The sequence below is a fragment of the Acinetobacter sp. CE-15 genome (assembly GCF_051059255.1).
GTDB lineage: Bacteria > Pseudomonadota > Gammaproteobacteria > Pseudomonadales > Moraxellaceae > Acinetobacter > Acinetobacter guillouiae.
Map to the genome: position 1 here is coordinate 3,632,718 of NZ_CP192737.1, position 25,792 is coordinate 3,658,509.

Below are 25,792 nucleotides of genomic sequence, written 5' to 3' on the forward strand. Positions count from 1 at the left end.
TTGTTGTTTTGTCCTATTCAATTTTGATCTTAGCAAAACTTGAAATATCTTGCATTGTCTTTAACTGCTGCTATTTGTTGAATATCAATCACAAATACTCTCAATAAATCAAATATCTAAAACACGCATTTGTAAATATGACTCAGTTAAAACTCCACAATATCCAACATTTGTCATATTTGAGATTAATAACAACAACAAATGCATCTTGTATTTTCATGTTTTGATTGCTGCATTTAATTCAAGGTAAATATGCCATAACAGGAATCAACATTCCTAATGAATATTTGCTACAATGAATGCAATTTTTTACTTACTTTTGATCTGTTTTTACTATGACTGATTCAGCGCAAAATATTGCTACAACCTACGATCCTACCGAGATCGAGAAAAAATGGTACAAGACTTGGGAAGAGAAAGGTTATTTCCAACCGTCTCGTAAAGGCGATTCATTCTGTATCATGATTCCGCCACCGAACGTCACGGGTAGCTTGCACATGGGTCATGGTTTTAACAATGCCATCATGGATGCCTTGACACGTTACAATCGTATGTCTGGTAAAAATACTTTATGGCAACCAGGTACTGACCATGCGGGTATTGCAACGCAAATGGTAGTTGAGCGTCAATTGGCAGCTCAAGATATTAGTCGTCATGACTTAGGTCGTGAAAAATTCATCGACAAAATTTGGGAATGGAAAGAACAATCTGGCGGTACAATTACCCGTCAAATTCGCCGTCTTGGCTCGTCTGTAGATTGGTCACGTGAACGTTTCACCATGGATGATGGCCTTTCAAATGCGGTTAAAGAAGTATTTGTAAAACTGCATGAACAAGGTTTGATTTACCGTGGCAAACGCTTGGTAAACTGGGACCCTAAACTACAAACTGCACTTTCTGACTTAGAAGTTGAATCAGATAAAGAAGAACAAGGTTCATTGTGGCACTTCAAATACTTCTTTGAGGATAAGTCACTACGTACTCAAGACGGCCACGATTATTTAGTGGTTGCAACCACCCGTCCAGAAACATTACTGGGTGATACTGCTGTTGCAGTTGCTCCAGATGACGAACGTTATGCACACCTTGTCGGTAAAAATATTATCCTGCCGATTACAGGTCGTGCGGTTGCGATTGTTAAAGATGAATATGTCGATAAAGAATTCGGTACAGGCTGTGTAAAAATCACCCCTGCACATGACTTCAATGACTATGAAGTGGGCAAACGTTGTGAACTCGCAATCATCAATATTTTCAACAAAAATGCCGAAGTTTTAGCTGATTTTGAGTTTATCGCAAAAGCTGGCGAAGCGATTTCTAAAACCATCCCAGCACCAGCTGACTATATTGGTTTAGAGCGCTTTGCTGCACGTAAAAAATTGGTTGCACAAGCTGAAGCTGAAGGTTGGTTAGACCAAATTCAACCCTATACGCTGAAACCACCACGCGGTGACCGTTCAGGTGTGATCATTGAACCATTATTGACCGACCAATGGTATGTCAAAATTGCGCCTCTTGCAGAGCCTGCAATCAAAGCAGTAAAAGACGGCGATATCAAATTTGTGCCTGAACAATACAGTAATATGTATATGGCTTGGATGAACAACATTCAAGACTGGTGTATTTCTCGTCAATTGTGGTGGGGTCACCGTATCCCAGCTTGGTATGATGCTGAAGGCAACATTTATGTTGGTCGTTCTGAAGAAGAAGTTCGTGCGAAAAACAATATCGCTGCTGATATTGAATTAAACCAAGATGAAGATGTACTGGATACATGGTTCTCTTCAGGTCTTTGGACATTCTCTACACTGGGTTGGACCGGTGATGAAGCAAAAGATAAAGAAAATTATTTCTTAAATACATTCCACCCAACGGATGTATTGGTAACAGGTTTTGACATCATTTTCTTCTGGGTTGCCCGAATGATCATGATGACCATGCACTTCATGAAAAATGAAGATGGCACACCGCAAGTTCCATTTAAAACCGTGTATGTACATGGTTTGGTTCGCGACGGTGAAGGTCAAAAAATGTCTAAATCTAAAGGCAACGTACTTGACCCATTAGATTTAATTGATGGTGTAGATCTTGAAACCTTAGTACAAAAACGTACCACTGGTTTAATGAATCCTAAAGATGCACCAAAAATTGAGAAATCTACACGTAAAGAATTCCCTGAAGGTATTCAAGCTTACGGTACAGATGCGGTTCGTTTTACTTTCTGTGCACTTGCCAATACAGGCCGTGACATTAAGTTCGATATGAAACGTGTTGAAGGCTATCGTAACTTTGCCAACAAAATCTGGAACGCAACCCGTTTCGTGATGATGAACTGTGAACAACAGCCAATTGGTCAGGAAATCCGTCAAGATCTTTGGGAACTTCCTGAACAGTGGATTGTCAGCCGTTTACAAAAAGCGGAAGCTGCCGTTCAACAAGCGTTTGCAACTTATCGTTTAGATTTGGCTGCTCAAGCGATTTATGAGTTCATCTGGAATGAATACTGTGACTGGTATGTTGAACTGACCAAACCAGTACTGAATGATGAAAACGTATCGGCTGAGCGTAAAGCAGAAGTTCGTCGTGTCCTTCTTTCTGTAATGGAAGCATCTTTACGTCTTGCGCATCCAATCATGCCATTCTTAACTGAAGAAATTTGGCAAACCCTTGCACCAATGATTGGTATTGGTGGTGAAACCATCATGCTTGCGCCATACCCTGTTCCAAATCCTGAACGTATCAATGAACAGGCCGAAGCAGATATGCTTGGGCTACAAGGCTTGATTGGTGCTGTACGTAATATTCGTGGCGAAATGGGCTTAGGTAATGCACGTTTATTACCTGTATTGCTTCAAAACGCGACTGATGCTGAAAAAGCACAAATTGCACGTATTGAACCATTGTTTAAAGCTTTGGCTAAAGTTGAAAGCATTACCTTCTTAACCGATGCTGAGCAACCACCGTTGTCTTCATCTTCTGTTGTGGGTCATGTATCTGTATTTGTACCAATGAAAGGCTTGATTGATCCGAAAGCAGAACTTGCTCGTTTGCAAAAAGACTTAGATAAGGTTCAAAAACAACATGATCAAATCGCCTCTAAACTTGCAAATGAAGGCTTTGTGGCTAAAGCACCTGCTGCGGTTGTTGAAGGTGAAAAGGTTAAACTTGCTGAGTTTGTGGATCAGTTAGCCAAGATTAAAGCCAATATGGAGCAGATTGCAGCGCTTTAAGCGAAGCTTGCAATTTTGCCTCTAAAGAAGGAAGCTTAATTAAGCTTCCTTCTTTTTTTTGTAAAATAATTATGGTTATTCAAAAATTAAAACAACATTTCATCAATCAAAACTTATGTATCAATCAACCGACTACATTGTTAGAAACGTTAAAATTTGAACAAAAATACGGAGTTAAACTTCCACAAATTTTTAAAGAATATTTTATTTTCTTCAATGGTACAGGTGAAGCCAATTTTGCTGATGAGGGCTATTCTTTCTTTTCTTTAGCTGAATTTAGACCTGTAAAAGATTTAAAAGGCATTGAAGACTTTCCTCATGCAAATTGTTTTGTATTTTCAGAATTCTTACTCTGGATGACTGCGTATGCAGTAAAACTAGATGAACATGGCAATGAATTAGGTACTTATGAAATCTGTAATACGCATAATAAGGTTTGTAATAGTTTTGAAGAGTTTATTTTGCTCATAATGAAAGGTGATTTAGAAATACTTGATCGATGATGTTTTTTTGACCAAAATTCAACAATTTCATATCCATTTAACTTAAAGATCAGTTAGCAAAATAAAGCGAATTGATACACTCTAATTTTTCAAGAATTACCCTCACCCTAGCCCTCTCCCACGGGGAGAGGGGACTTCCATTACTAATTTTATCGTTATTTGATACACAATAGGTTTCTCTCCTTTCAACAGAGAATTAAAGAGAAATGACTAAAAATGTGTGCATAACATTCCACAACCTCAATCTTCCCCAAAAATGTGGCAGAGACACTCTTTGAGAGTTTAATAATTATTCGATACACAATGAAGCTCCCTCTCCTTTCAGCAGCGGGTTAAAGAGAAGTAACTAAAAATGTGTGCATAAATTCCACCACCTCAATCTTCCCCCCAAAATGTGGAAGAAACACTCTTTGAGAATTGAATAGTTATTCGATACACAAAGAGGTTTCCTCTCTTTTCAGGAGAGGGTTAAAGAGAAGTAACTAAAATATTTGCATAAATTCCACCACCTCAATCTTCCCCCCAAAATATGGAAGCTCACTCTTTGAGAGTTTAATAGTTATTTGATACACAAAGAGGTTCCCTCTCCCTAGCCCTCTCCCACGGGGAGAGGGGACTTCCATTACTAATTTTATCGTTATTTAATACCCAATGAAATTACCTCTCCTTTCAACAGAGGATTAAAGAGAGGCGACTAAAAATATTTGCATAAACTCCACCACCTCAATTTCCCCCAAACGTGGAAGCAACACTCTTTGAGAATTGAATAGTTATTTGATACACAATAAATTTCTCTCCTTCCAGAAGAAGGCTAAAGAGAAGTAACTAAAAATATTTGCATAAATTCCACCACCTCAACCTTTCCCAAAATGTGGAAGAAACACTCTTTGAAAATTGAATAGTTATACGATACACAGAGAGGTTACCTCTCCTTTCAACAGAGGATTAAAGAGAGGCAACTAAAAATATTTGCATAAATTCCACCACCTCAATCTTCCCCCCAAAATGTGGAAGAAACACTCTTTGAGGATTGAATAGTTATTTGATACACAAAGAGGTTCCCTCTCCTTTCAGGAGAGGGTTAGGGAGAGGTGTCTTTCAATTCAATACAGACATTCCATAAATCCACCCCACTCCGATTCAAAACATCATCATTCCAATAGCAAAAAACTTTAAGAAATAGAAAATAAAAGGAATTTTTCTAAGGAATTGTCACAAAAAGAATCAAAAAAGCAGATCAAAAGATCTACTTTTTACCCTGAATTACTCCAAAATCAACCGTGCGCCAATCGGTTGTATCGGACGATTATTTGGATGTCCCATTAACTCCATAAACGACTCAATTTGCTCACTAGATGCCTGCTGAATTTCCTTAAACACCACCCATCGGACTCCTTCTGAACACGGCGGTGTTGTTAAAGACCCATTAAAACGGTAATACTCTAAGTTATTGGGTAAATAGCTGTCTGCTTTATTTTTTGAATATAGCTGATTACTTTCACCCACTTTTTTTGGCAAAGAATTCCAGATATGTTTTAGTTTTTCATTCTCCAATCCATGTTGAAACATTAATGCAACAACTGCCAATTCACCTTTATCTGAAGCATGCACTAAATGTAATTCCATGGGATAGCTTTGGCCATTAATATTGTTTTCACTTGGACTATGTACATGAAATTGTTCCAGTAAAAATGTCTGTCCATCTAAAACTAAACTTGCTCCTTGATTAAACTCAATCTGCATCGTATGACCAATATTTTGCACAGACTTTGCTGTAGTGTGATAATTAAATTCCAATGGTGGTAAATTCGCAGTCACCGTATCTCGAATATCAATTGGAGATTGATTTATTCCTGCACACGCTTGGTATTGTTGATTTGCACTTGCCCAATCTTTAGGGTTTTGATAATCCCAATCTGATCCTGCCCAAAGTATTGTTGTAGCGCATAGACTAATTATTGTTAAACCGTATTTAATAAACATAAGAGCCCCTTAATTATTCAAATATTTTCAGCACTGAATGCTCTATTTATAAATGCTCTAGTTACTGGTTATATGAAAGGCTGTTGAACTGAAGAGCATGATGTGATGTTGGTAAAATTTTTATTAAGATTTTCTACCAAATCTTATTAGATTATAAGAAATATACTTATCCAAGTTCAAGTCCTTTATTTTTTCCTATAACAGATACACGCACTACTCTGTATTTTATAAATGCGTCATATTGAATTAAGCTTTTTCATTGTTATTTTTCTAATCAAACTCCAAATTTAAATCCAAAACGCTATTCCTTAAGCTGATCCAAAGCCGTCCCCTGTACAGGATTTCTTTTCCAATAATAAGGTTGGAAAAATCGAAGTAACAAACGCCATGGTGTCATCCAGACAATACGCGCATTACTCTTCTTATTCTTACTGATGCGTTGCGCCAAATAACCACACACTTGCTCAGGTGGGTCAATTACAAACATAAATAACCATTTCATTTTATGCCAGTTTTTAACTTCACCTTGCTGCCAAGAAGAAATCAATAAATCTGTTGCCACCATTCCGGGGCTGAGTGTCCCAATCAAAATATCACTATTCTTGGTTTCTTTATTTAAAGCATGATTCAGATAAGCAACTGCTCGTTTACTGGTTGCATAAGGCGTCATCCCCGCACTCCACTCACCACGACTGCCCCAACCTTCCATATTAAAAATTTGCCCAAAACCTTGCTGCATCATTCCTTTTAAAGCCACTTGAGAGCCCAACATTGTTCCAAGTACATTGGTTTTGATTACACTTTCCAAATCTGAGCTAGCAATCTCGGTAAATGCCCTTGCTGCGTTACAGGTACCGGCATTGTTAATCCAAACATCGACCTGACCAAACTTTAAAACTGTTTCTTCCCATAAATTTTGCAAATCGTCATATTGAGCCACATCACAGGTCACCCCATAAATTCTATTCGGTGTATAGCGTTGCGCTAAATCTGCAACAATTTGATTTAACTGCGCTACATTTCGTGCCGAAACCATCACAGACCAACCTAACTTTAAAAAAGCTTCTGCTAAAGCAAAACCAATTCCACGTGTACCCCCTGTAATCACGACAGATAAAGCTTGATCAGAATTTGATGCGTTCAAAATATTCCCCATTGTGGTGATAAATCAGTATAAGACAGCAAACTGGCACATATAAAACACACGACTATATCTCCAATTTAGGACATTCAGCATCAAAAAATCAATTTTTAAGATAGAATCTTCAACATTCAAAATCATTGAATGATTCAAACTCTATGAAAAACAAAATTTTATTATGCATCACCCTTATTTTTCTCATTGGCTGTCATGAGAAACCCAACACATCAACTGAAAGCAAGCCAACCAAACAAGAAACACCACAACAAGCACATACCAAAGCAGAACCTATTGAGATTGCTGCTCATCCAGAGCCAGACCACCTCGTCAATAATCCAACACCTCTCCCTCAAGGTTATTCAGTCGATACGGCATATCTCAAAAAGCCATTACTCATCGATTTTGATGGAGATGGAAAACGAGATGCCTTCCAAGTTTTAAAAAATCCCAATAAAAAAGGCATGAAATATCTGTTTGAATTCCGTATTTCGGACAGCGATAAAGTTTATTACTATCAAAATAATGAAGAAGGTGATGATTTAGATATTTTTGCTAAGTTCGAAGTCGCACCTAAAACAAATATCTATGTCGATGAAGAATATCGCTTTGGTGAAAATGGCGATATTCTTGCTAACGAACAGATTGACCCTAAACATTATTTAAAGTTTAAAGGTGATGGTGTTTCAGTCAATGTCCTCGAGGAAACCTGTGCTGCATCTGCTTTCTTCTTAACAGATGACAAAATTAAACGGATTTATCTCTGTTAAATCTATTTTTCATCTGCAAAAATTGCATTTGCCCCAATCACTTTAGAAATCTTCACTTGGTCTTGCTTTAATAAAGCATAGATTTTTGCTTTAAGCGTTTCACTGGTAAAAGTCCCGTTTAAATTCAGTAAAACGGGTTCATCACTCAATGAACCTTTGCCATGATATTCTTGATTAATATTGTTGGTGGTTGCCTGATTAATCACCACAAAATGCCCCGCAATACCAGTCGCTTGACCACAAGCTAAACTTTGTGGTGACCAATCCCCTACTTTGATCTCAGGTGTTAAAGCATAGCCTTTACTTGCTAATATTTTCTTCTGCTGTGCTGTTGCCATGGGAAAATTCAGTATCTTTTGCTGACCTTTCCAGTTTACCGCTAATTGACTGGATAAACATGATGCTCGAAAAGGACCTGCACTACCTGACTCTGCACCCTCATGAGAATCATCGCATTGTGAAATAACTTGAAAAGTTGCGTCTCCACACTGCAACAGTTTAGATTTATAGATTTTATATTGGCTGGGTTGCGCACTCACTGATTCAGTAAATAGACAAAAGCCAGAGAGCACTATTAAATACACTAAAAAATTGCAATATGTTTTAGACACCATCATTTTTATACACTTCATTGATCATTTAATCGAAAATTGATTTTATATTAAACATTTATTTACAACTGATTAAATCACCCAACAACACATCAAGCATTTGAAATTTATAATGATATAAGTTAGATATCCCTAAGATGCTGATTAAACCAGAAGATGAATACAATAGCATGACAACAAAAGCTTGATAAAAATACATATTTTTAAAATAATGTTAATTCAATCACAAAAAATCGATATGATGATGAAAAATATAATAATATTCAGCGGTGGTGTTCTATCACTATTTTTGGCCTCGCTTAATTATGCCGCGGCTCCGCAAGTCCCTGAGGAAACGGCAACACAAATTTTTAAAAGCGCAAAGTTTCAAAAAACCAATCTTGGCTGGGAAAGCCGCTGTAGCCTTGGCAATATCTCCTATTATGGTGACCTCAATAAAGATAGTCGTCCTGATGCTGTTGTAGTCGATGGTGGTGTCGGCTGCTATGCAAACACAGGAATTGGATTTTATATTGTTACCCAACAGACCAATAAACAATGGGTGAGAATATTTAACAGTCATGGGACGCCTGAGTTTCTATCAACTTTAGGAAAGCATGGTTGGCCAGATATTGCCATCAATGACTCAAGTAAATGCTTTGCTGTGTATAAATGGAACGGTCAAAAATTTCAAAGAAACCGTTTCGAATACAAAAATCAAGCTTGCAGTCTGAGTGTTTCCAAAAATTGATCATTAAGTTATTTTTTAATTTTAACTCAATCATTTTATCGGTTTATTTTTAGATTAAAATTTGACAGCCTAGGTTTAAGGTGAAATACAATAAATAAAAATCAATAATTATCAGTATCTTAAAAATAAGTCAGAATATCTTATTGCATCAAGTTAGTGCACAAATTCCAATTTAGTGCATACTTTTGCTTTATATCGAGTCTTAATAATATTTTGAAATTGTTGATCTATTTTTTCATACAGCCAAACACTTCACGGATCCAAATCGTTAGTTATACTTGAACCAATTTGTGACAAATAGCACCAAAAAGAATCGTATATGCAAAACGTTGATCTACTCTTTCTCTTGCTTGGCGCAGTGCTTGTACTCGCTATGCATGCAGGCTTTGCTTTTTTAGAACTGGGAACAGTTCGCCATAAAAATCAAGTCAATGCACTCAGTAAAATCATTACTGATTTTTCAATCTCAGCAATCGCCTACTTCTTTGTCGGTTATTACATTGCTTATGGCCAACATTTTTTTCATACAGGTGCTACGCTTTCAACTGAGCATGGCTACAATTTGATGCGTTGTTTTTTCCTTTTGACCTTTGCTGCAGCAATTCCCGCCATTGTTTCTGGTGGCATTGCAGAACGTGCCAAAATGCGTTCTCAAGCCATTGCAACCCTGTTTATTGTAGCGCTGGTTTATCCATTTTTTGAAGGGATCGCGTGGAATGGCAATCTCGGCCTGCAAAAATGGTTAGCGGATACGTTTGGTGCAAGCTTCCATGATTTTGCTGGCTCTGTTGTAGTCCATGCAATGGGCGGCTGGATTGCGCTTGCGGCAGTATTACTACTCGGTGCGCGTAATGGCCGCTATAAAAAGGATGGTCGCGTCAGTGCACATCCACCCTCTTCTATTCCTTTCTTAGCACTCGGTTCTTGGATCTTAATTGTGGGCTGGTTTGGCTTTAATGTCATGAGTGCTCAACGCTTAGATGCTATCTCAGGTTTAGTTGCCATGAACTCACTCATGGCAATGGTAGGCGGCACACTTTCTGCAAATTTCTTTGGAAAAGAAGATCCTGGCTTTTTACATAATGGTCCCTTAGCGGGTTTAGTGGCAATTTGTGCAGGTTCTGATGTGGTTCATCCCATTGGCGCTTTATTTATTGGTATCTGTGCAGGTTTTCTGTTTGTTAAACTGTTTACCTATACACAAAATAAACTCAAGATTGATGATGTACTCGGAGTTTGGCCATTACATGGGGTTTGTGGTGCATTTGGTGGTATTGCTGTGGGTCTATTTGGTCAGCAGTGGTTGGGGGGAATCGGTGGAGTATCTTTGATATCTCAGCTGATAGGTACACTACTTGCCATTTTACTGGCTTTAGCAGGTGGATTTGCCGTATATGGTATACTTAAAGCCACTATGGGGATTCGTTTAACACAAGAAGAAGAGTTTCGTGGTGCAGATTTATCGATTCACAAGATTTCTGCAAACTCTGAAGATGCAATGTTTTAAGCTTTTACAAGGCATGGTTTTAGTTTTATACATTTTGCGGCTGAAAAGCCGCTTTTTTTATAGCCTGGAAATGACAATAAAATAATTTTCACGATAAAATTTTAAACTAGAATCACTCTACCTTAAAGAAAATGATTTAAAATATGTATCTTTGAATACGCATAGATATTTTCTTCTGTATCACCGCTCAATAATAAGACTGCTCATTATTCAACAATTAAGTCTAATTTAAGGTTGTTTTTTTCTAATAAGCGCAGATTAAAATGATTATATTGAGTGACTCGCCTCATGCCCTATTCCGATACAAATAAATTTTTCATAAATAACAGTTTATTGTTAGGAATATTATTTTTAATATTGTTCTTTGTCTTTCCTGTTGGCGGTGCAATCGATATGTATTTTATCCAGCCGTGGATAGATAGCACTGGTCATTTCCCACTCAAGAACAATTGGTTTCTTATTGAAATTAATCACAAGCTACTTAAACATATTGTCATTGCCTTTTATATTGCAGTCTTAATTTCATGGATTGCATCTTTTAAAGTTGCAAAATTAAAAACCTATCAATGGCAATTGGGCTATTTATTTTTTATTAGTGTTTTATCCACTGCACTGATTGGTATTTTCAAATCCCACTCAGCACATGCCTGTCCTTGGTCCATGACAGAACAAACTGCTTTAGGCTATGTTTGGGATTTTTCTGCAAGCAATGGACATTGTTTTCCGGGTGGCCATGCCAGTACAGGTTTTTCACTGCTCACCGGCTTTTTTGTATTTAGACAGTCAAATTCTAAAATTGCTTATCTTTTCTTAGTCTTAGGTCTGGTGCTTGGTTTGATTACGGGTTGGGGGCAAATGATGCGTGGTGCGCATTTTCTTAGCCATAACCTTTGGACAGGCTGGATTATTTTCACTTTTAATTTAATTATTTATCGTATTTTTTATAAAAAATTTACAACCTAACGATCCAAAATATTCAGCCATATACTATTATCTTTATTAAAAATGCGATTCTAAAAATAAGCTTCTTGTATGCATCAAAATGAGCATTCAATACTGACATCGTTTTAAATATCGATGAAACAAAGGTGGTGTTTCTAGCGTGAAGCATCGCCTACACAAAGTGATTAAAACTTTAAACGTAAAACGTGACATTGCAAACTTGATCTTCATACAGTTAATTTCGATGTCATGGTAAAAGTTTCATGCTTGATAGAGCTTCGCCACATTTAAAAATCATTCCAAAGCTTACTTTTACAAAAGCAATCATGTATTAGACATTTAAAAATAAATCACTCGTCATTGTCGCTTATTTAAGCGCTGATCTACTTTTTATTCCAATCTAAAATACCAAATCAAGTGATGTATCGTTATATGCGTCACTCAAAGTATTACATTTTTGTCAGAATTTAAATATTAAATTATTAAAGCAATCTTAATTTTTACAATTTTTTATATTTTGTTTATACTTGAGTTAATTTAGTAATCTTATACGTGCAAAATATGAGTAATTTTTCTAAATTTCTCCGCAATTCGCTTAAAATTCAAGACCAAAACATTCAGTCTTATCAGTTGGGTGGTGGCAAAGTGTGGCTTAAGAAAGCCTCTGAACGCCACTCAGCTTGGATTTATGTCCCATTAAAATGGGTTGCACGTATACTCAATATTGAAGCACTCACCCCTATTCCAAATTATGGTGGTAGTAAATCGATTTATTGTGAAGTTCATCGTCTGACAGAATTAAATTCATTAGGTATTCCAACACCACAAATTTTAGCCAATTGTTCACAAGGTCTATTGATTGAAGATGCTGCTGATCAGGGTGAAGATGTCATGCAACTTGATCAGGCATTGGCACAAATGGAAGGAAATACAGCTAAAAAACTCGAATTTTATCGTGAAGCAATCTTTGCCATTCAAGCTGTACATCACAAAGACAGTTATTTAAGCGAAGCCTTTGCACGAAATATTTTAGTCAATAAGGACAAAACATTTACTTTTATCGACTTTGAAACAGATCCCGGTGAAGTGCTGGACTTAGAAACCTGCCAAATTCGAGATTGGTTATGTTTTATTTTCTCAACAGCATTCCGTTTTAATGATGATGAGCTTGCTCAAGCTTGCGATATTTTTATTGGAGAAATTTATCCAAGTAAATCAAAATACAACGAAATTTGCCGTATAGGCAATAAACTCAATTGGGTTGCAAACTTTAATTTGGGTAAACTTGGCAGTGATGGTCGTAGAATGCAAAAATGTTTAGAATTTTTTCAGTATATGAAGAAAAATGAACCACTTCCATTAATGTAGAAATGGAATCATTCATTTTCCAAGCATCTCACTTCTCTGTTTTAATATCACACTGAATTGGGATTTTGACCAAGACACTGAGTCCGCCCAATTCTTCACTACGGGATAAAGACAGTTCACCACCTAAATGCTGAATGGCTTTATCCACAATCGACAATCCCAAACCACTGCCCACTTCTAAGTGATGATGTACGCGATAAAAACGTTTTAAGACTTTATCGTACATCTCTGGATCAATTCCTAAACCACTGTCTTCAATCAAAACATAAGCAAAATCATGAACATCTTCAAACACTGATATATTTATCATGCCTGAAACAGGGGTATATTTTATTGCGTTATCAATTAAATTAAAAATGATTGAATGAAGACTATGTTCTACACTTTTTAAAATCACTGTTTCATTACGCACAAAGCCAAGATCGATATCTTTTTCCATCGCAAGATTCATCAACTGTTCTACACAATTGAGTGCCACATCATTCAACTTAAATTGAGTCACTTGAACTTCATGACTTAATGAAGAATCTTGCTTTGCTAAGGCAAGCAGTTGCGTAACCAAATGCTGCATCCGTGCCAAACCTTTGCTTAAATTTTGTAGATTTTCCTCTTCAGGAAACTGACTCATCAAAATTTTAGTTTGCAGATTCAATGCAGTGATGGGGGTGCGTAACTCATGTGCAGCATCTGCCACAAATTGTCGCTGTTCTTGTTGAGCAACAGAAATTCGCTCAAACAAATGATTCATTTCATGGATCGTCGGCAGCAATTCTTCTGGATAGTGGGCATTTTGAATTGCGATCAAGGAGTTTGAATCACGTTTTGCCAGTTCAGATTTAAAGTCCTCAAGTGGCTTTAAACTACGACGTATAATATAAACCAAGCCCAACAAAGCAAATGGAATGATCAGTAGATATGGAAGAAACATACTGCCTGCAAGCTCTAAAGCCAGATGCTCTCTGACTTTTTCCTGCTGGCTGATTTGAATCTGATAATTTGCAGTTGGTAGGATGTAGGTAATCCATATGCCGTGCGCTGTTTCTTGACTATAGAAACCCGCTTTTTGCTTAGGTTCAACAATGACATGATGCGGCGTATTTTGGGTTTGTTTAGGTTCAGCATACGCCCAAACATCTATGAATAAATCTTCTTCATGATAGCGTTTATGGATATCAAAATGACTTTCAATGGGGCGTGGATTTAACTCCACCCGCTCTGCCAGATAGACCATCTGAGCATCTAAAATTTCATTGATCTCTTCTAAAGAAATTTTATATGCTGAAAAAACCAACACGCAACCAAGTAAGATACTAAAAATAGACGTATAACGAATTAAACGCTTTCTTAAGGAAAATGCAGTTTCCATATCATTCCGCTTTTTGTGGTTGCCCCAAACGATAACCTAACCCACGAATTGTACGAATAATATCTTTACCCAATTTCGATCGGATATGGTGTACATAGACTTCAATTGTATTGCTATTGATTTCGCTATCAAAAGCATACAATTTATCTTCTAAATTAGATTTAGAAAATATTTTATTGGGATGGGTCATTAACGGAATGAGAATCGCCCATTCACGGTTTGATAACTCCACCGTTTCGCCTCTAATTGTGGCAATATGCTGTTCAACATCTAAAACAATTTCACCATTTTTCAACAGATTTGAAGCACTTCCGGTTACTTCTTTCGCTGTATCGCCTGTGCGACGTAATAATGCATGGATACGAGCCACCAGTTCATCAAACTCGTAGGGCTTAATCAAATAATCATCTGCGCCTTGATTTAAGCCTTCAACACGATTTTGCAATTGATCACGTGCTGAAATAATCAGAACAGGCAAACTCGAACGCTGGCGAATTTGTTTTAAGACCTGCATCCCATCCATCATAGGCAAGCCTAAATCAAGTAAGACCAAATCAAATTGTTTCTCCGAAATAAGCTTTAGGCCATCTAAACCATTATTCACCCATTCCACATCAAAGCCTTGATATTTCAACAATGTTTTAGATGATTCTGCAATCATAAAATCATCTTCTATCATCAAAATTTTGGTCATGGTTTATATCCTTTCAATCAGCTTTGTACAGCACATTGCTGCAACATATTATTTTTTTGATCTATGACTTGAGTCTGGACATTTAGCAAACTCAAAAGACTTGGAAATAAATTATCTTGACTCAATGTTGCCCCTTTTTGTTGATTTAAACAATTGATTTGTTTTGCAGCTGCAGATTTCCATGCATCTGAAAACCACATCAGCATAGGTACATGGGTCTGTTGAGTAGGTGCAATCGCATAAGGCGCACCATGTAAATACATACCACGTTCACCTGTAGACTCACCATGGTCAGATAAATACCAGAACCCTGCACGATAGTTTTCTTGCTGTTTTAAAGTTTCAATCAATTGATTCAAAATATGGTCTGTATAGACAATCGAATTATCATAGGTATTAATCAATTCAGTCGATGAACAGCCTTGTATCGCATTGGTTTCACAGGTCGGTTTGAATTTTTTAAATTGTTCAGGTGCGCGTTTATAATATGCAGGCCCATGACTTCCCATTTGATGCAATACGATCAAATGTGGTTGCTTATCATCTTTTGGTAATTGACTTAAATATAGGTTTAAGCTGTCTACCAAAATACCATCTTGGCATTCGCCCCCTTGACACCATTTTTTCTCTAAATCTTGAGGGATAACAAATTTCTCAACACGATCACATGTTCCTTTGCAACCTGAGTTATTATCAATCCATGTCACCTTATAGCCTGCACGTTGTGCAATATCCAGCAAACCTTCTCGGTGACTGGCAAGTTGCTCATCATAATCTTTACGCGGCATGCCGGAGAACATACAAGGTACTGAAACTGCGGTTGCGGTACCACAAGAGCTGACTTGAGAAAAATTAATTAGATCAGCCTGCTTTGACAATTCAGGATTGGTATTCTTTGCATAACCATTTAAAGAAAAACTCTCTGCTCGTGCGGTTTCACCAACCACCAAAACCATCAGTTTAGGTTTATGTTGTAAAGTCGCATCGTTGACTAAATGTGCATCTTCACCATAACGAATCAAAGGTAGATTCTTTTTCGGTGCTTTTTTATGGAAATAAGACAGTGTTGAAGCCACTGTATTTTGTGGAGAGATCATGCCTTTTAAGTCACGATGCTCACGAAATATAGCAGCATAATCCACATAGAAAACAAATAATAATGCTGCTATAACAGCGAAAGAGCCCGCAATATTTAGGCTTTTAAATAACAGTACTTTGCCAATTTTCTCTGGTTTAATTTTTATCCATAGAATCAAGATAATGGGTAAAATAACAAAACCCAGTGTCCAAATAAAAAATTGCAAAGAAAGTAAGTCTGTTACTTCACCAGGATCTGTTTGTACCATATTCTGAATTTGATCAGGCGAAATCACGACACCCAATGAGTTAACAAAATAAGCACTAAAGCCACCGATGAAGACCAAGACAATTGCAAAAAATTTTGCTGTCCATTTCCAATCTAAAATTTGCAATAACAGATTATATAAAGCAACCAGTACAAAAGCTGTCGCAATCAGAAAAAGTTGTGCTTTAACTCCCTGATAAGGCGTTAGAGACTGAACTTTATTTAAAAAACTAAAATTTAGGCACAAGCCTAACCACACTGCGACAATAAAATTAAAAGCAGTCAGGGAAATGGAGACTTCACGTCGTTTTATACGCTGTATTAAGTTAGACATTACTGTGGTGATACTCTTTTCAATGGTGTTAAGTTAAAAAATGAAGCTTAAACTGAACTTAAAAAGCACTTTCCCAAGCATATTGCACCACTGATCTTAATTGTAATCGCCTTTCTATTTCTCATAATCTGAGAAAATTAAAATCAAATAAAGCATCCACAAAAAAAATGAGTATTATTTTATAGCCCGTAGATTATAATACTGCTTATTCCATTCAAAATAATTCATTAAAAGTTAATAATTTGGAGCTAAAGTTATTCTAAATCCAACAAAAGAATAATACACGAATTGCTTTCTAAACGTAAAAAAATGACGAAAAAGTAATTTTTTATTTTCCAGTCAATGTAAAATACATCAAACTTTTATTAAAAAATAAAGGTAAAATCACATTAAATCAAAGGGATTTATGTATTAAGTCAAACCGCACTAATCAAACAATTTATTATACATCATGACAATATATTATAATCTTAACTATCCCTAAGAAAAATTATTTAATCTATTTCATTCAATCAAAAAATCCCTAATCATCGCACCACATACTCAATAATAATTATACTCATTATCAAACCCAATCTCACAATATTATGTATACTGTATGTTTTTAATCCAATACATAATCGGGATTAGGCAAAAAACACCAATTACTAAAATCAAACTTAAAAAATTTAAATATCCCAATTGATCGCCAATCACGCCACTTAATGTATACAGTAACCCACTGATTGTTGCCATAACAGAGACCTGAAAAGTGAAATCTGTACCTGCATGTTCATGACGACTATATTGCATTACTAAAGTTAAGATCACGACTAGAAGCATTGCAGCACACATATCTTCTAAAGCGTTGATCAAATAAATTAACCACGGCGCTACAAAGTACGATTGTTCATATTGAGCTGCTAACCATACGAATCCAGCTAAACTGATCAATTTCAAAATAGAAAATAAGATTAAGGCTTGGTGGCGCTTTAGTTTTTTTAGCAATAGACTGGCCAAAGCTGCACCGAATAATGCAGAAAATGCCCCCAACATAGTGATATAAATGCCGATTTGAGAAAGACTTAAGTTAAGATCAACCAACAAAGGCTTGGTAATGGGACCGGTAAAGCCATCGGTTATTTTGATGGTACAAAGCACAAAGAACCACGTTCTTAATTTTTTATTGGCAAAGAAGTAGCTTAAGTAGGTTTTAAATTTTTCAATAAAGTGCTTTGCAGCTTGATTCTGTAAATGTGGTGAAACAGCCTTTTTCAAGTGTTCTGGTTCTTGATAAAACCAGATAGGAATTGTATTTAAAGCCACAATGCCAGCCAAAATCAAAAATGTATTTTGCCAACTTAGCCAGTCCATTGCCCATAAAATTGCCCCGCCCCCAACAATAAATCCTAAACGAGAACCAATGACTTGAAACATATTCCCGATATGTTGCTGATCCCCTTTTAAAATACTCACCGCTAAACCATCCGTCGCGATATCTTGGGTTGCACCAATACTGTTCATACAGAGCAACGCTATAAAAAACAATAATAAATAAATCGGTTCATTCAGGGATTGAATCGGTAAAAAAGATAAAATGCTCAGGATAGCAATGGTTAAAACTTGGGTTGGAATAATCCAACTTCGATAATGCCCTTTGGAACGATGTCCAAAGCTATCCACAAAAGGCGCCCATAAAATTTTAATTGCCCAAGGCGCCATGAGTAATCCAAAGCCACCGATATGGGCCAAAGACACCCCTTGTGAACGTAAAATCACTGGTAAAGCATGGGTCATAAAACCTACAGGTAAACCTTGCGCCCAATACAGTGAAAATAACAACAAATAGGTGTTTCGCATGTAATCTAAGCTCGAACAATGTCAATATAAATGGGCCTAATTAGATCTTGTATGTATTGCTTTAATCTACGAATTTTGTAATATTTGCATTTTGCAGATAGTTACTATTAAGCAAAAAACTAAAATCAATACAAGAGCAGTCATATAAAAACACAATGTCACAAAACTTTCCGATCATACCAGATCAAGTACCCCAACGTGGTACAAGCACCAGTCGTAACATCTTTAAAAACCTTTACTTAGTTCAAGGCTGGGGATTTGAAGGTGAATTTCCCAACTTACCCAAAGCAGTGGTATTTATTGCACCACACACTTCAAATTATGATGGTTTATATGCTTTCCTCGCCATGTTAGGTATTGGTGTTAAAGTCACAATTTTTGGCAAAGATAGCTTGTTTAAACCACCACTCAAAGCACTTTTTGAATGGATTGGCGTGATTCCTGTGCATCGTGATTCACCGCATGGACTCACTCAACAGATTGTTAAGGTTATACAACAACAAGATAAAATTTGGATTGCAATCGCACCTGAAGGTACCCGGAAAAAAGCGGAAAAAATTAAAAGTGGTTTTTATCATATTGCAATGGGCGCCAATATACCGATTGCAATTTTTTCGCTCGATTACGAGAAAAAGCGAATTCACTGTTTGGGTACATTGCAACCTACTGGAGATTATGAGCAAGATTTAGCAGAAATTTTATCGCGTTTTAAAGGTAACTTTTCACCTAAAAGACCTAAATTATTATCGATTCCTTTACAAAAACTATTGAAAAATGGCTAGAAAAAACAGAGACAATCTGTTCAGATGTGCAACATATATTTTGATCAAAAGTAATACCCCCATGCGTTTTAAACAACTCGGTTTTATAGGCTTATTGGGTCTAGCCCTTGTTGGCTGTGACAAAACCACCAAAACACCAACTCAGACCACGGCAATTAAAGCACGTGAGCCTGTTATTGCGATTGCTTTAGGTGGCGGCGGTGCAAAAGGTTTCGCTCATATTGGTGTGCTCAAGGTTTTAGAATCTCATGGGATCAAACCTAAAATTGTGACTGGAACCAGTGCTGGAAGTTTTGTCGGCAGTATCTATGCCAGCGGTAAAACACCCTATCAAATGCAGCAAATTGCACAGCAATTGAAAGAATCTGATTTGCGTGATTTAACCTTAAATAGCCAAGGTATTGTTCTTGGTCAAAAACTACAAGATTATGTCAATCGTAATGTTGCCAATAAACCGATTGAACAATTTCCAATCCGTTTTGCAGCAGTTGCTACACGCTTAGACAATGGCAAAAAAGCAGAATTTATTAAAGGGAATGCAGGCCAAGCAGTTCGTGCTTCTTGCAGTATTCCCAATGTTTTTGTTCCCGCAACCATTGGCAATACCAAATATGTTGATGGCGGTTTAGTTAGTCCAATTCCGGTCCAAACTGCACGTGATATGGGGGCAGATATCGTGATTGCGGTCGATATTTCTGCACGTCCAAGTGGTAGCCAACCGATGAATATGTGGGGCTTATTGGATCAAACCATTAATATCATGGGACAACAAAGTATTAACAATGAGTTGGCTCAGGCCAATATCGTGATTCAACCTAAAGTTGGTCACTTAGGCACGCTTGATCTTAAGTCCAGTAACCAAGCAATTTTAGAAGGTGAAAAAGCAGCCCAAGGCAAAATCATCGCCATTCAAACTGCAATCAATAACTTTAAGAAAACACCTGCTGCATTAAAACCTGCGCCGCGAGCAAAATTTTAATAGCGCAATAGGGCTCATATCATCAAGCATGGTTGAAAACGAGAATAATCACGTTTTTATATGCATCACTTAAATGATCTGCTACATTGATATAGATGATCCGTCATCTATATCAATGATAATCACTAGAGTAGATGTATGAACTTTATTTTTGAACCGTGGCATTGGTTTGTACTTGGCATATTGCTGATTCTATCTGAACTCGTGTTACCAGCGTTTGCTGCTTTATGGTTTGGTATCGCTGCAGTTGTGGTCAGTATTTTATTGTGGTTATTTCCAAGTATGAGTTTCACCCTGCAAGTCGTATGCTGGATTATCTTATCCATCATTTGTACTGTGGCGTGGTTTAAATTCATTAAACCTCTATCTGTAGATAAAACCAAAGCTGGGCTTTCTCGTGAAGCAACCATTGGTCAAACGGGTATGGTCATTCAAATTGGGCTTAGCCATGATCAAATTCGTGTTCGTTTTCCAATGCCTGTTTTGGGTTCTGATGAATGGAATTGCCGTACTTTATCGCCTGTACAAGTAGGTGACCGTGTACGTGTGACTGATATTTTAGGTAATGATTTAGTGGTACAACTACATTCATCATCTTAATAATGAAGAATAAAGAGGAAAATTAAATGGGTTTTGGTTCTATTGTTGTTTTAGTCTTATTTCTGTTTGTGGCTGTGACCATTTTCAAAGGCGTGCGTATTGTTCCTCAGGGTTATAAATGGATCGTACAACGTTTAGGTAAATATCACACCACACTAAGTCCGGGTTTAAACTTTGTCATTCCGTATGTGGATGAAGTGGCTTATAAAGTCACCACCAAAGATATTGTTTTAGATATCCCATCACAAGAAGTCATCACCCGTGATAACGCGGTATTGGTGATGAATGCTGTGGCTTATATCAATTTAACCACACCAGAAAAAGCGGTGTATGGTATTGAAAACTACACTTGGGCAATTCAAAATTTGGTGCAAACTTCACTCCGTTCAATCGTCGGTGAAATGGATCTAGATGATGCATTGTCATCACGTGATCATATCAAAGCGAAATTAAAAGCGGCGATTTCTGATGATATCTCAGACTGGGGTATCACACTAAAAACCGTGGAAATTCAAGATATTCAACCATCGCACACCATGCAATCAGCGATGGAAGCCCAAGCTGCTGCGGAACGTCAACGTCGTGCAACTGTGACCAAAGCAGATGGTGAAAAACAGGCCGCTATTTTAGAAGCGGATGGGCGTTTAGAAGCCTCTCGCCGTGATGCGGAAGCTCAGGTTGTATTGGCTGAATCTTCACAGCGTGCCATTGAAATGGTGACCTCTGCTGTGGGTGATAAAGAAATCCCTGTTGCCTACTTACTCGGTGAGCAATATGTCAAAGCAATGCAAGACATGGCCAAATCGAATAATGCCAAAACTGTTGTGCTCCCAGCAGATATTATGAATACTATTCGCGGTGTGATGGGTAGAAACTAATTTTTGCAATTTTAAAAACGTTCAAAAATAGGCAGCCGATGGGTTGCCTATTTTTTATTTTTAAAAATGCCGCTTAAGTTTTAAGGCTGAACAATTGATCCTTTTTTTTCCGTCATCTATAGTTAAATTTCACGCTACTAAAAATCCTCTCTTTGCATCTGCATTCGAGATTTAAAGATCGATATTAAAATGAAATTATATAAAATACAGAAAGATGAAGAGTTTGAAGATGATGGACTTTGCTCTATTACCTTTTGGTTCGAGGATGACCCACCGAGATATATAACCCTATGTCGGGATGAACTAGAATGTCCAAGCAGTATTTACATTGAGTATACTGATCAAATATATGGATTTAAAACCAGAGACATCGAATATTCATTTGGAAACGGACGATTAACCCTAAAGCTGTTGGTTAATTCGTTCAGATGGAATAATTCCAGTGATGTTGAAATTTATATTCCCGAGACAGAAATTGACTCAGTGACATCCATCATGAAAAAAATATTTGATCTCAATTAAATTAGCTTTTTCTTGCCAACAAAAATTGCGAAATTTGGTTCAATTCCTGTGCATCCTCACCAAAATACGCTAAAGCTTTAAATGCCTGGTCATGTAATTGTTGCGCATAAATTTTGGCATTTTCTAAGCCCATTAAGGCAGGATAGGTCGACTTATCTACTTGTTGATCTTTGCCCGCAGTTTTGCCCAAAGATTCAGTGTCAGACACCACATCTAAAATATCATCTTGTACTTGAAATGCTAAACCAATCGCTTGACCATATTGACGCAATTGTGGAATGGCTTGATCTGTACCTGAAAAAACTGTCACGGCAGACAGCATAATTGCAGCTTGGATTAAAGCCCCTGTTTTATTGCGATGGATATTTTCTAACTGTGCTTGATCAACATGTTTGCCTTCAGCCTGTAAATCTAAAACTTGACCACATACCATTTTTGAACTTGCTGTGGCTAAGATTTGCATTTGTTTAAGAATAATACCTTGTTCAACAGCTTGACCTTGATCGAATAGACGGCTTCCTAATACCTCAAATGCCATCGATTGCAAAATATCACCAGCTAATAGCGCTGTGTCTTCACCAAAAGCCACATGGCAGGTTGGCTGTCCGCGACGTAACAAGTCATTGTCCATACATGGCAAGTCATCATGTGCCAATGAATAGCAATGAATAAACTCAATCGCAACCGCAGCTCTACGCACGGCTGCAAAATTCGGATTATTTTGTTTTAATTGTGCAGTTGCATAACTTAAAGCAGGTCTAACTCGTTTTCCACCTAACATCACCGTATGATGCACTGCAGATTTTAATGGCTCTGGCAATGAAAAAGCATCTAAAGCAGCTTGTAAATCTTGCTGAATTTGCACTTGCGCTCGTTTTAAAATTTCTGCATTAACATTGGGAATAGAAGTCACATCTGCCTCGGTTTGTACGAATCGCTAAAACTAAAATCAGTAGTTTTAGATACATTGGTAAATTGGGTGAGTCAGAACATTCTACTATGAGTCACTATAATTCTCATCCTTTAATTCCAATGCAATCATTTGAATAAGTGCAAGGCATCTATATTTCATTTTTTAATAAAAACAGTGAGTTTCGGCCTTTTTCTTTGGCAGAACGTACTGCAAACTCTAATTTTTGTAAGACATCCACCTCAGTTGGCTGATTGTGTGGATCTAAATGATAGATTCCGATAGATGCCGTAAGATATTCATTATTACTACCAAACAATATCTTTTCATTGGTAACTGCAAATTTAAGCCGTTCTGCAAGTGTCACCACCGCCCACTCGGTCAGATGTTCAATCACAATAACAAAACTTGCTGAATTTAAGCGAAAAATTTCTGCTTCTTCAGTTTGCGCAATCGCTTCATTTAATACAGAACCGAGTTGTATTAGAACCTCATCACCTGCAGTATAGCTATTGAGTTGATTAAATCGTTTAAAATTATCCAAATCAATTTTAAGAAAAGACAAATGCGAGTCACGACTTTTTTGCCAGACTTTATCTAAATAATGCTCAAAAGCAAAAGCATTCTGTAAGCCTGTGACAAAATCTAAATAGAGATGATCGTGCAATTTTTTATTATTTTGCAAAAGTACATTTTCACGGCGCTTCAAACGCGTTATATCCGAACATACGACTACCACTGTTTCAATCTCATCATATTGGTTACGTATTGCTTTAAAATAAGAAAGATAAAATTTTCCTTTGACGTAGAATTCTTGTTCAAAATAATTTTTATTTTTTGAGAAATAACGCATTGCCTCATTAAAATGTGCATAAACAACGGTTGAAAATGTATTGAGTAACTTATCAAACAAGTACAATGCATCACTTTCATAAATATCAGCAAATTTTTGATTTACTCCTAAAAACCGCGCTTCCTGATCAAATAAAGCGATGGGTAAAGGAATTTGTGAAATAAAAGAAACCAGATGCAATTTATCGATATCTTGTAAATATTCAAAAACTTTGATGTCTTCAAGGCTATCTCGTAGTTTTTTAGACTCTTGTTCCATACGCCACCTCGAAGCCAATAAATTTTTAATCTATTGAAATCAGCATTTAATGTATTAATTTTTTACAACAGCAAATAATCAGAATTGCTATCACATAAAGTAAGTATGATAAAATACTGTAACTATTTTGCCACACACAATACAAAATTAGTACTTTTATTGATGTAAATCACAAAAAAATAAACCTTGCGAATGCAAGGCTATTAAAATTTCAACGATCAAATCACTCAAATGCTATTTGAAAGCACATCAAAAAGATTAAAAACTATCTGCTGGCACTCGAACCCAGCCCTCCATCAATACACGTGCACTACGACTCATGATGGCTTTCTTAACAACCCATTGCCCTTTTTCATTTAGTGCTTGTGCACCCACGCGAAGTGTTCCAGAAGGATGTCCAAAGCGTACTGCTTCCCGTTCACCGCCTCCGGCAGCCAAATTCACCAAGGTATTTGGAATTGCTGCAGCTGTTCCAATCGCGACCGCAGCCGTTCCCATCATGGCATGATGTAATTTACCCATCGATAATGCACGCACCAATAAATCTGTATCGGTTTCACTCACCTGTTTACCACTAGAAGAGGTATAGCTTTTAGGTTTGGATACAAATGCCACTTTTGGGGTATGTTGACGATTAGCCGCTTCATTGATGTCTTGGATTAAACCCATTTTTACCGCACCATAAGCACGGATTTTTTCAAAGCGCGCTAATGCTGCTACATCACTGTTAATATCGTCTTGTAATTCAGTTCCGTTGTATCCAAGCTCTTCGGCATTTAAGAAAATTGTAGGAATACCTGCATTGATCAAAGTTGCTTGAAATGTACCAATTTCAGGAACCTCTAAGCTGTCTACAACATTTCCCGTAGGGAACATTGCTCCACCATCTTCCCCGTCATCAGCAGGATCTAAAAATTCAATTTGAACTTCTGCCGCTGGAAAAGTGACACCATCCAATTCAAAATCACCCGTTTCTTGAACTTGTCCCTGAGTAATAGGCACATGGGCAATAATTGTTTTATGAATATTGGCTTGCCAAATACGAACTGTACAAATACCATTTTCTGGAATCCGATCAGCTGCAACCAAACCATTACTGATCGCAAATGAACCGACAGCAGCGGTTAAATTACCGCAGTTGCCACTCCAATCTACAAATGCTTTATCAATAGACACTTGCCCAAACAGATAATCAACATCATGATTTGCTTGTGAACTCTTGGCTAAAATAACTGTTTTACTGGTACTTGAAGTCGCCCCGCCCATCCCATCAATCTGTTTTCCATATGGATCTGGACTACCAATCACACGGAGTAATAACTGATCACGGGATTGCCCCGCTATTTGTGCACGTTCAGGCAAATCATCGAGTTTAAAGAAGACACCTTTACTGGTACCACCACGCATATAGGTTGCTGGGATTTTGATTTGTGGTGCAGCGCTCATTTTATCGTATTCCTTTCAATTCTCTTTGTTGTCTCAAATAATGAATCTTCATTCAGTTTTATACTACCCTTTTTTTAAGTAAAATACTGACAGATTGACTTAAGTCTTAAATAAATCTTGGCATAAAGCTTAAATATTAAACAGATTCAGTTTGCTTTGAAAATTTAAAATTAATCTTATTTCATTGAAAATGAATAAAAAAAT

21 protein-coding genes are annotated in these 25,792 nt (G+C 37.0%); 11 read left to right on the top strand and 10 right to left on the bottom strand.

The features are described from left to right. Positions 1 to 335: 335 nt before the first annotated feature. Positions 336 to 3,230 carry a valine--tRNA ligase gene (locus ACQ7EO_RS16720; protein ID WP_434278076.1) on the top strand — a complete coding sequence of 965 codons (2,895 nt, stop codon included), beginning with the start codon at positions 336 to 338 and terminating at the stop codon, positions 3,228 to 3,230. 71 nt (positions 3,231 to 3,301) lie between these two features. Beyond that, positions 3,302 to 3,733: an SMI1/KNR4 family protein gene (locus ACQ7EO_RS16725; RefSeq protein ID WP_434278077.1), complete on the top strand. Its 432-nt coding sequence runs from the start codon at positions 3,302 to 3,304 to the stop codon at positions 3,731 to 3,733. Between the two features lie 1,263 nt (positions 3,734 to 4,996). On the opposite strand, the gene ACQ7EO_RS16730 is transcribed toward ACQ7EO_RS16725, so the two are convergent. Beyond that, the gene (locus ACQ7EO_RS16730; RefSeq protein ID WP_034616171.1) at positions 4,997 to 5,716 is read right to left on the bottom strand and encodes a carbonic anhydrase; all 720 of its coding nucleotides are present in this window, start codon (positions 5,714 to 5,716) and stop codon (positions 4,997 to 4,999) included. A 301-nt stretch (positions 5,717 to 6,017) separates the two neighbouring features. Further along, complete coding sequence (locus tag ACQ7EO_RS16735) at positions 6,018 to 6,860, bottom strand: SDR family NAD(P)-dependent oxidoreductase (RefSeq protein ID WP_434278079.1); 843 nt, start codon at positions 6,858 to 6,860, stop codon at positions 6,018 to 6,020. 155 nt (positions 6,861 to 7,015) lie between these two features. On the opposite strand from ACQ7EO_RS16735, the gene ACQ7EO_RS16740 reads away from it, so the two are divergent. Next, positions 7,016 to 7,624 (top strand): hypothetical protein, encoded by a 609-nt coding sequence (locus tag ACQ7EO_RS16740; protein WP_434278081.1) that lies wholly within the window; start codon positions 7,016 to 7,018, stop codon positions 7,622 to 7,624. Between the two features lie 2 nt (positions 7,625 to 7,626). Here ACQ7EO_RS16740 and ACQ7EO_RS16745 read toward each other — a convergent pair whose 3' ends face one another. Continuing rightward, positions 7,627 to 8,238 carry a hypothetical protein gene (locus tag ACQ7EO_RS16745; RefSeq protein ID WP_434279630.1) on the bottom strand — a complete coding sequence of 204 codons (612 nt, stop codon included), beginning with the start codon at positions 8,236 to 8,238 and terminating at the stop codon, positions 7,627 to 7,629. A 208-nt stretch (positions 8,239 to 8,446) separates the two neighbouring features. On the opposite strand from ACQ7EO_RS16745, the gene ACQ7EO_RS16750 reads away from it, so the two are divergent. The 4 genes from ACQ7EO_RS16750 to ACQ7EO_RS16765 all read left to right on the top strand — a co-directional run bounded on the left by ACQ7EO_RS16750 (position 8,447) and on the right by ACQ7EO_RS16765 (position 12,782). Further along, positions 8,447 to 8,965, top strand: a complete 519-nt coding sequence (locus ACQ7EO_RS16750) for a hypothetical protein (protein WP_434278082.1) — start codon at positions 8,447 to 8,449, stop codon at positions 8,963 to 8,965. Between the two features lie 319 nt (positions 8,966 to 9,284). Continuing rightward, positions 9,285 to 10,472, top strand: coding sequence for an ammonium transporter (locus ACQ7EO_RS16755; protein ID WP_434278083.1), 1,188 nt, complete (start codon positions 9,285 to 9,287; stop codon positions 10,470 to 10,472). Positions 10,473 to 10,760: 288 nt separating this feature from the next. Beyond that, positions 10,761 to 11,435, top strand: coding sequence for a phosphatase PAP2 family protein (locus ACQ7EO_RS16760; protein WP_434278084.1), 675 nt, complete (start codon positions 10,761 to 10,763; stop codon positions 11,433 to 11,435). A 540-nt stretch (positions 11,436 to 11,975) separates the two neighbouring features. After that, on the top strand, positions 11,976 to 12,782 hold the full coding sequence (locus ACQ7EO_RS16765) for a hypothetical protein (protein WP_004819512.1): 807 nt from the start codon (positions 11,976 to 11,978) through the stop codon (positions 12,780 to 12,782). A gap of 28 nt (positions 12,783 to 12,810) precedes the next feature. On the opposite strand, the gene ACQ7EO_RS16770 is transcribed toward ACQ7EO_RS16765, so the two are convergent. The 4 genes from ACQ7EO_RS16770 to ACQ7EO_RS16785 all read right to left on the bottom strand — a co-directional run bounded on the left by ACQ7EO_RS16770 (position 12,811) and on the right by ACQ7EO_RS16785 (position 18,360). After that, positions 12,811 to 14,148 (bottom strand): ATP-binding protein, encoded by a 1,338-nt coding sequence (locus tag ACQ7EO_RS16770; protein ID WP_004819510.1) that lies wholly within the window; start codon positions 14,146 to 14,148, stop codon positions 12,811 to 12,813. 1 nt (position 14,149) lies between these two features. Then, a complete protein-coding gene (locus ACQ7EO_RS16775) occupies positions 14,150 to 14,842 on the bottom strand; it encodes a DNA-binding response regulator PmrA (protein ID WP_004819508.1) in 693 nt (230 codons plus the stop codon). A 17-nt stretch (positions 14,843 to 14,859) separates the two neighbouring features. Further along, complete coding sequence (locus tag ACQ7EO_RS16780; protein ID WP_034616150.1) at positions 14,860 to 16,521, bottom strand: phosphoethanolamine transferase; 1,662 nt, start codon at positions 16,519 to 16,521, stop codon at positions 14,860 to 14,862. A 585-nt stretch (positions 16,522 to 17,106) separates the two neighbouring features. After that, positions 17,107 to 18,360 (bottom strand): MFS transporter, encoded by a 1,254-nt coding sequence (locus ACQ7EO_RS16785; protein ID WP_034616146.1) that lies wholly within the window; start codon positions 18,358 to 18,360, stop codon positions 17,107 to 17,109. Positions 18,361 to 18,515: 155 nt separating this feature from the next. Here ACQ7EO_RS16785 and ACQ7EO_RS16790 point away from each other — a divergent pair, with 155 nt between their 5' ends. The 4 genes from ACQ7EO_RS16790 (at position 18,516) to ACQ7EO_RS16805 (ending at position 21,599) form a co-directional block, all read left to right on the top strand. After that, positions 18,516 to 19,142 carry a 1-acyl-sn-glycerol-3-phosphate acyltransferase gene (locus ACQ7EO_RS16790; RefSeq protein ID WP_034616143.1) on the top strand — a complete coding sequence of 209 codons (627 nt, stop codon included), beginning with the start codon at positions 18,516 to 18,518 and terminating at the stop codon, positions 19,140 to 19,142. 61 nt (positions 19,143 to 19,203) lie between these two features. Then, the gene (locus ACQ7EO_RS16795) at positions 19,204 to 20,121 is read left to right on the top strand and encodes a patatin-like phospholipase family protein (protein WP_004819500.1); all 918 of its coding nucleotides are present in this window, start codon (positions 19,204 to 19,206) and stop codon (positions 20,119 to 20,121) included. Positions 20,122 to 20,259: 138 nt separating this feature from the next. After that, the gene (locus ACQ7EO_RS16800) at positions 20,260 to 20,721 is read left to right on the top strand and encodes an NfeD family protein (protein WP_004819499.1); all 462 of its coding nucleotides are present in this window, start codon (positions 20,260 to 20,262) and stop codon (positions 20,719 to 20,721) included. A gap of 26 nt (positions 20,722 to 20,747) precedes the next feature. After that, the gene (locus ACQ7EO_RS16805; protein WP_004722624.1) at positions 20,748 to 21,599 is read left to right on the top strand and encodes an SPFH domain-containing protein; all 852 of its coding nucleotides are present in this window, start codon (positions 20,748 to 20,750) and stop codon (positions 21,597 to 21,599) included. A gap of 523 nt (positions 21,600 to 22,122) precedes the next feature. Here the strand turns inward: ACQ7EO_RS16805 and ACQ7EO_RS16810 are convergent. From ACQ7EO_RS16810 to prpF, 3 genes are all read right to left on the bottom strand, one after another. After that, entirely contained in the window at positions 22,123 to 23,034 is a 912-nt protein-coding gene (locus ACQ7EO_RS16810; RefSeq protein ID WP_004819495.1) for a polyprenyl synthetase family protein, read from the bottom strand. A gap of 148 nt (positions 23,035 to 23,182) precedes the next feature. Further along, positions 23,183 to 24,142: a sensor domain-containing diguanylate cyclase gene (locus tag ACQ7EO_RS16815; RefSeq protein WP_034616133.1), complete on the bottom strand. Its 960-nt coding sequence runs from the start codon at positions 24,140 to 24,142 to the stop codon at positions 23,183 to 23,185. A gap of 258 nt (positions 24,143 to 24,400) precedes the next feature. Further along, positions 24,401 to 25,588 (bottom strand): 2-methylaconitate cis-trans isomerase PrpF, encoded by a 1,188-nt coding sequence (gene prpF / locus ACQ7EO_RS16820; protein WP_434278085.1) that lies wholly within the window; start codon positions 25,586 to 25,588, stop codon positions 24,401 to 24,403. Positions 25,589 to 25,792 lie beyond the last annotated feature (204 nt).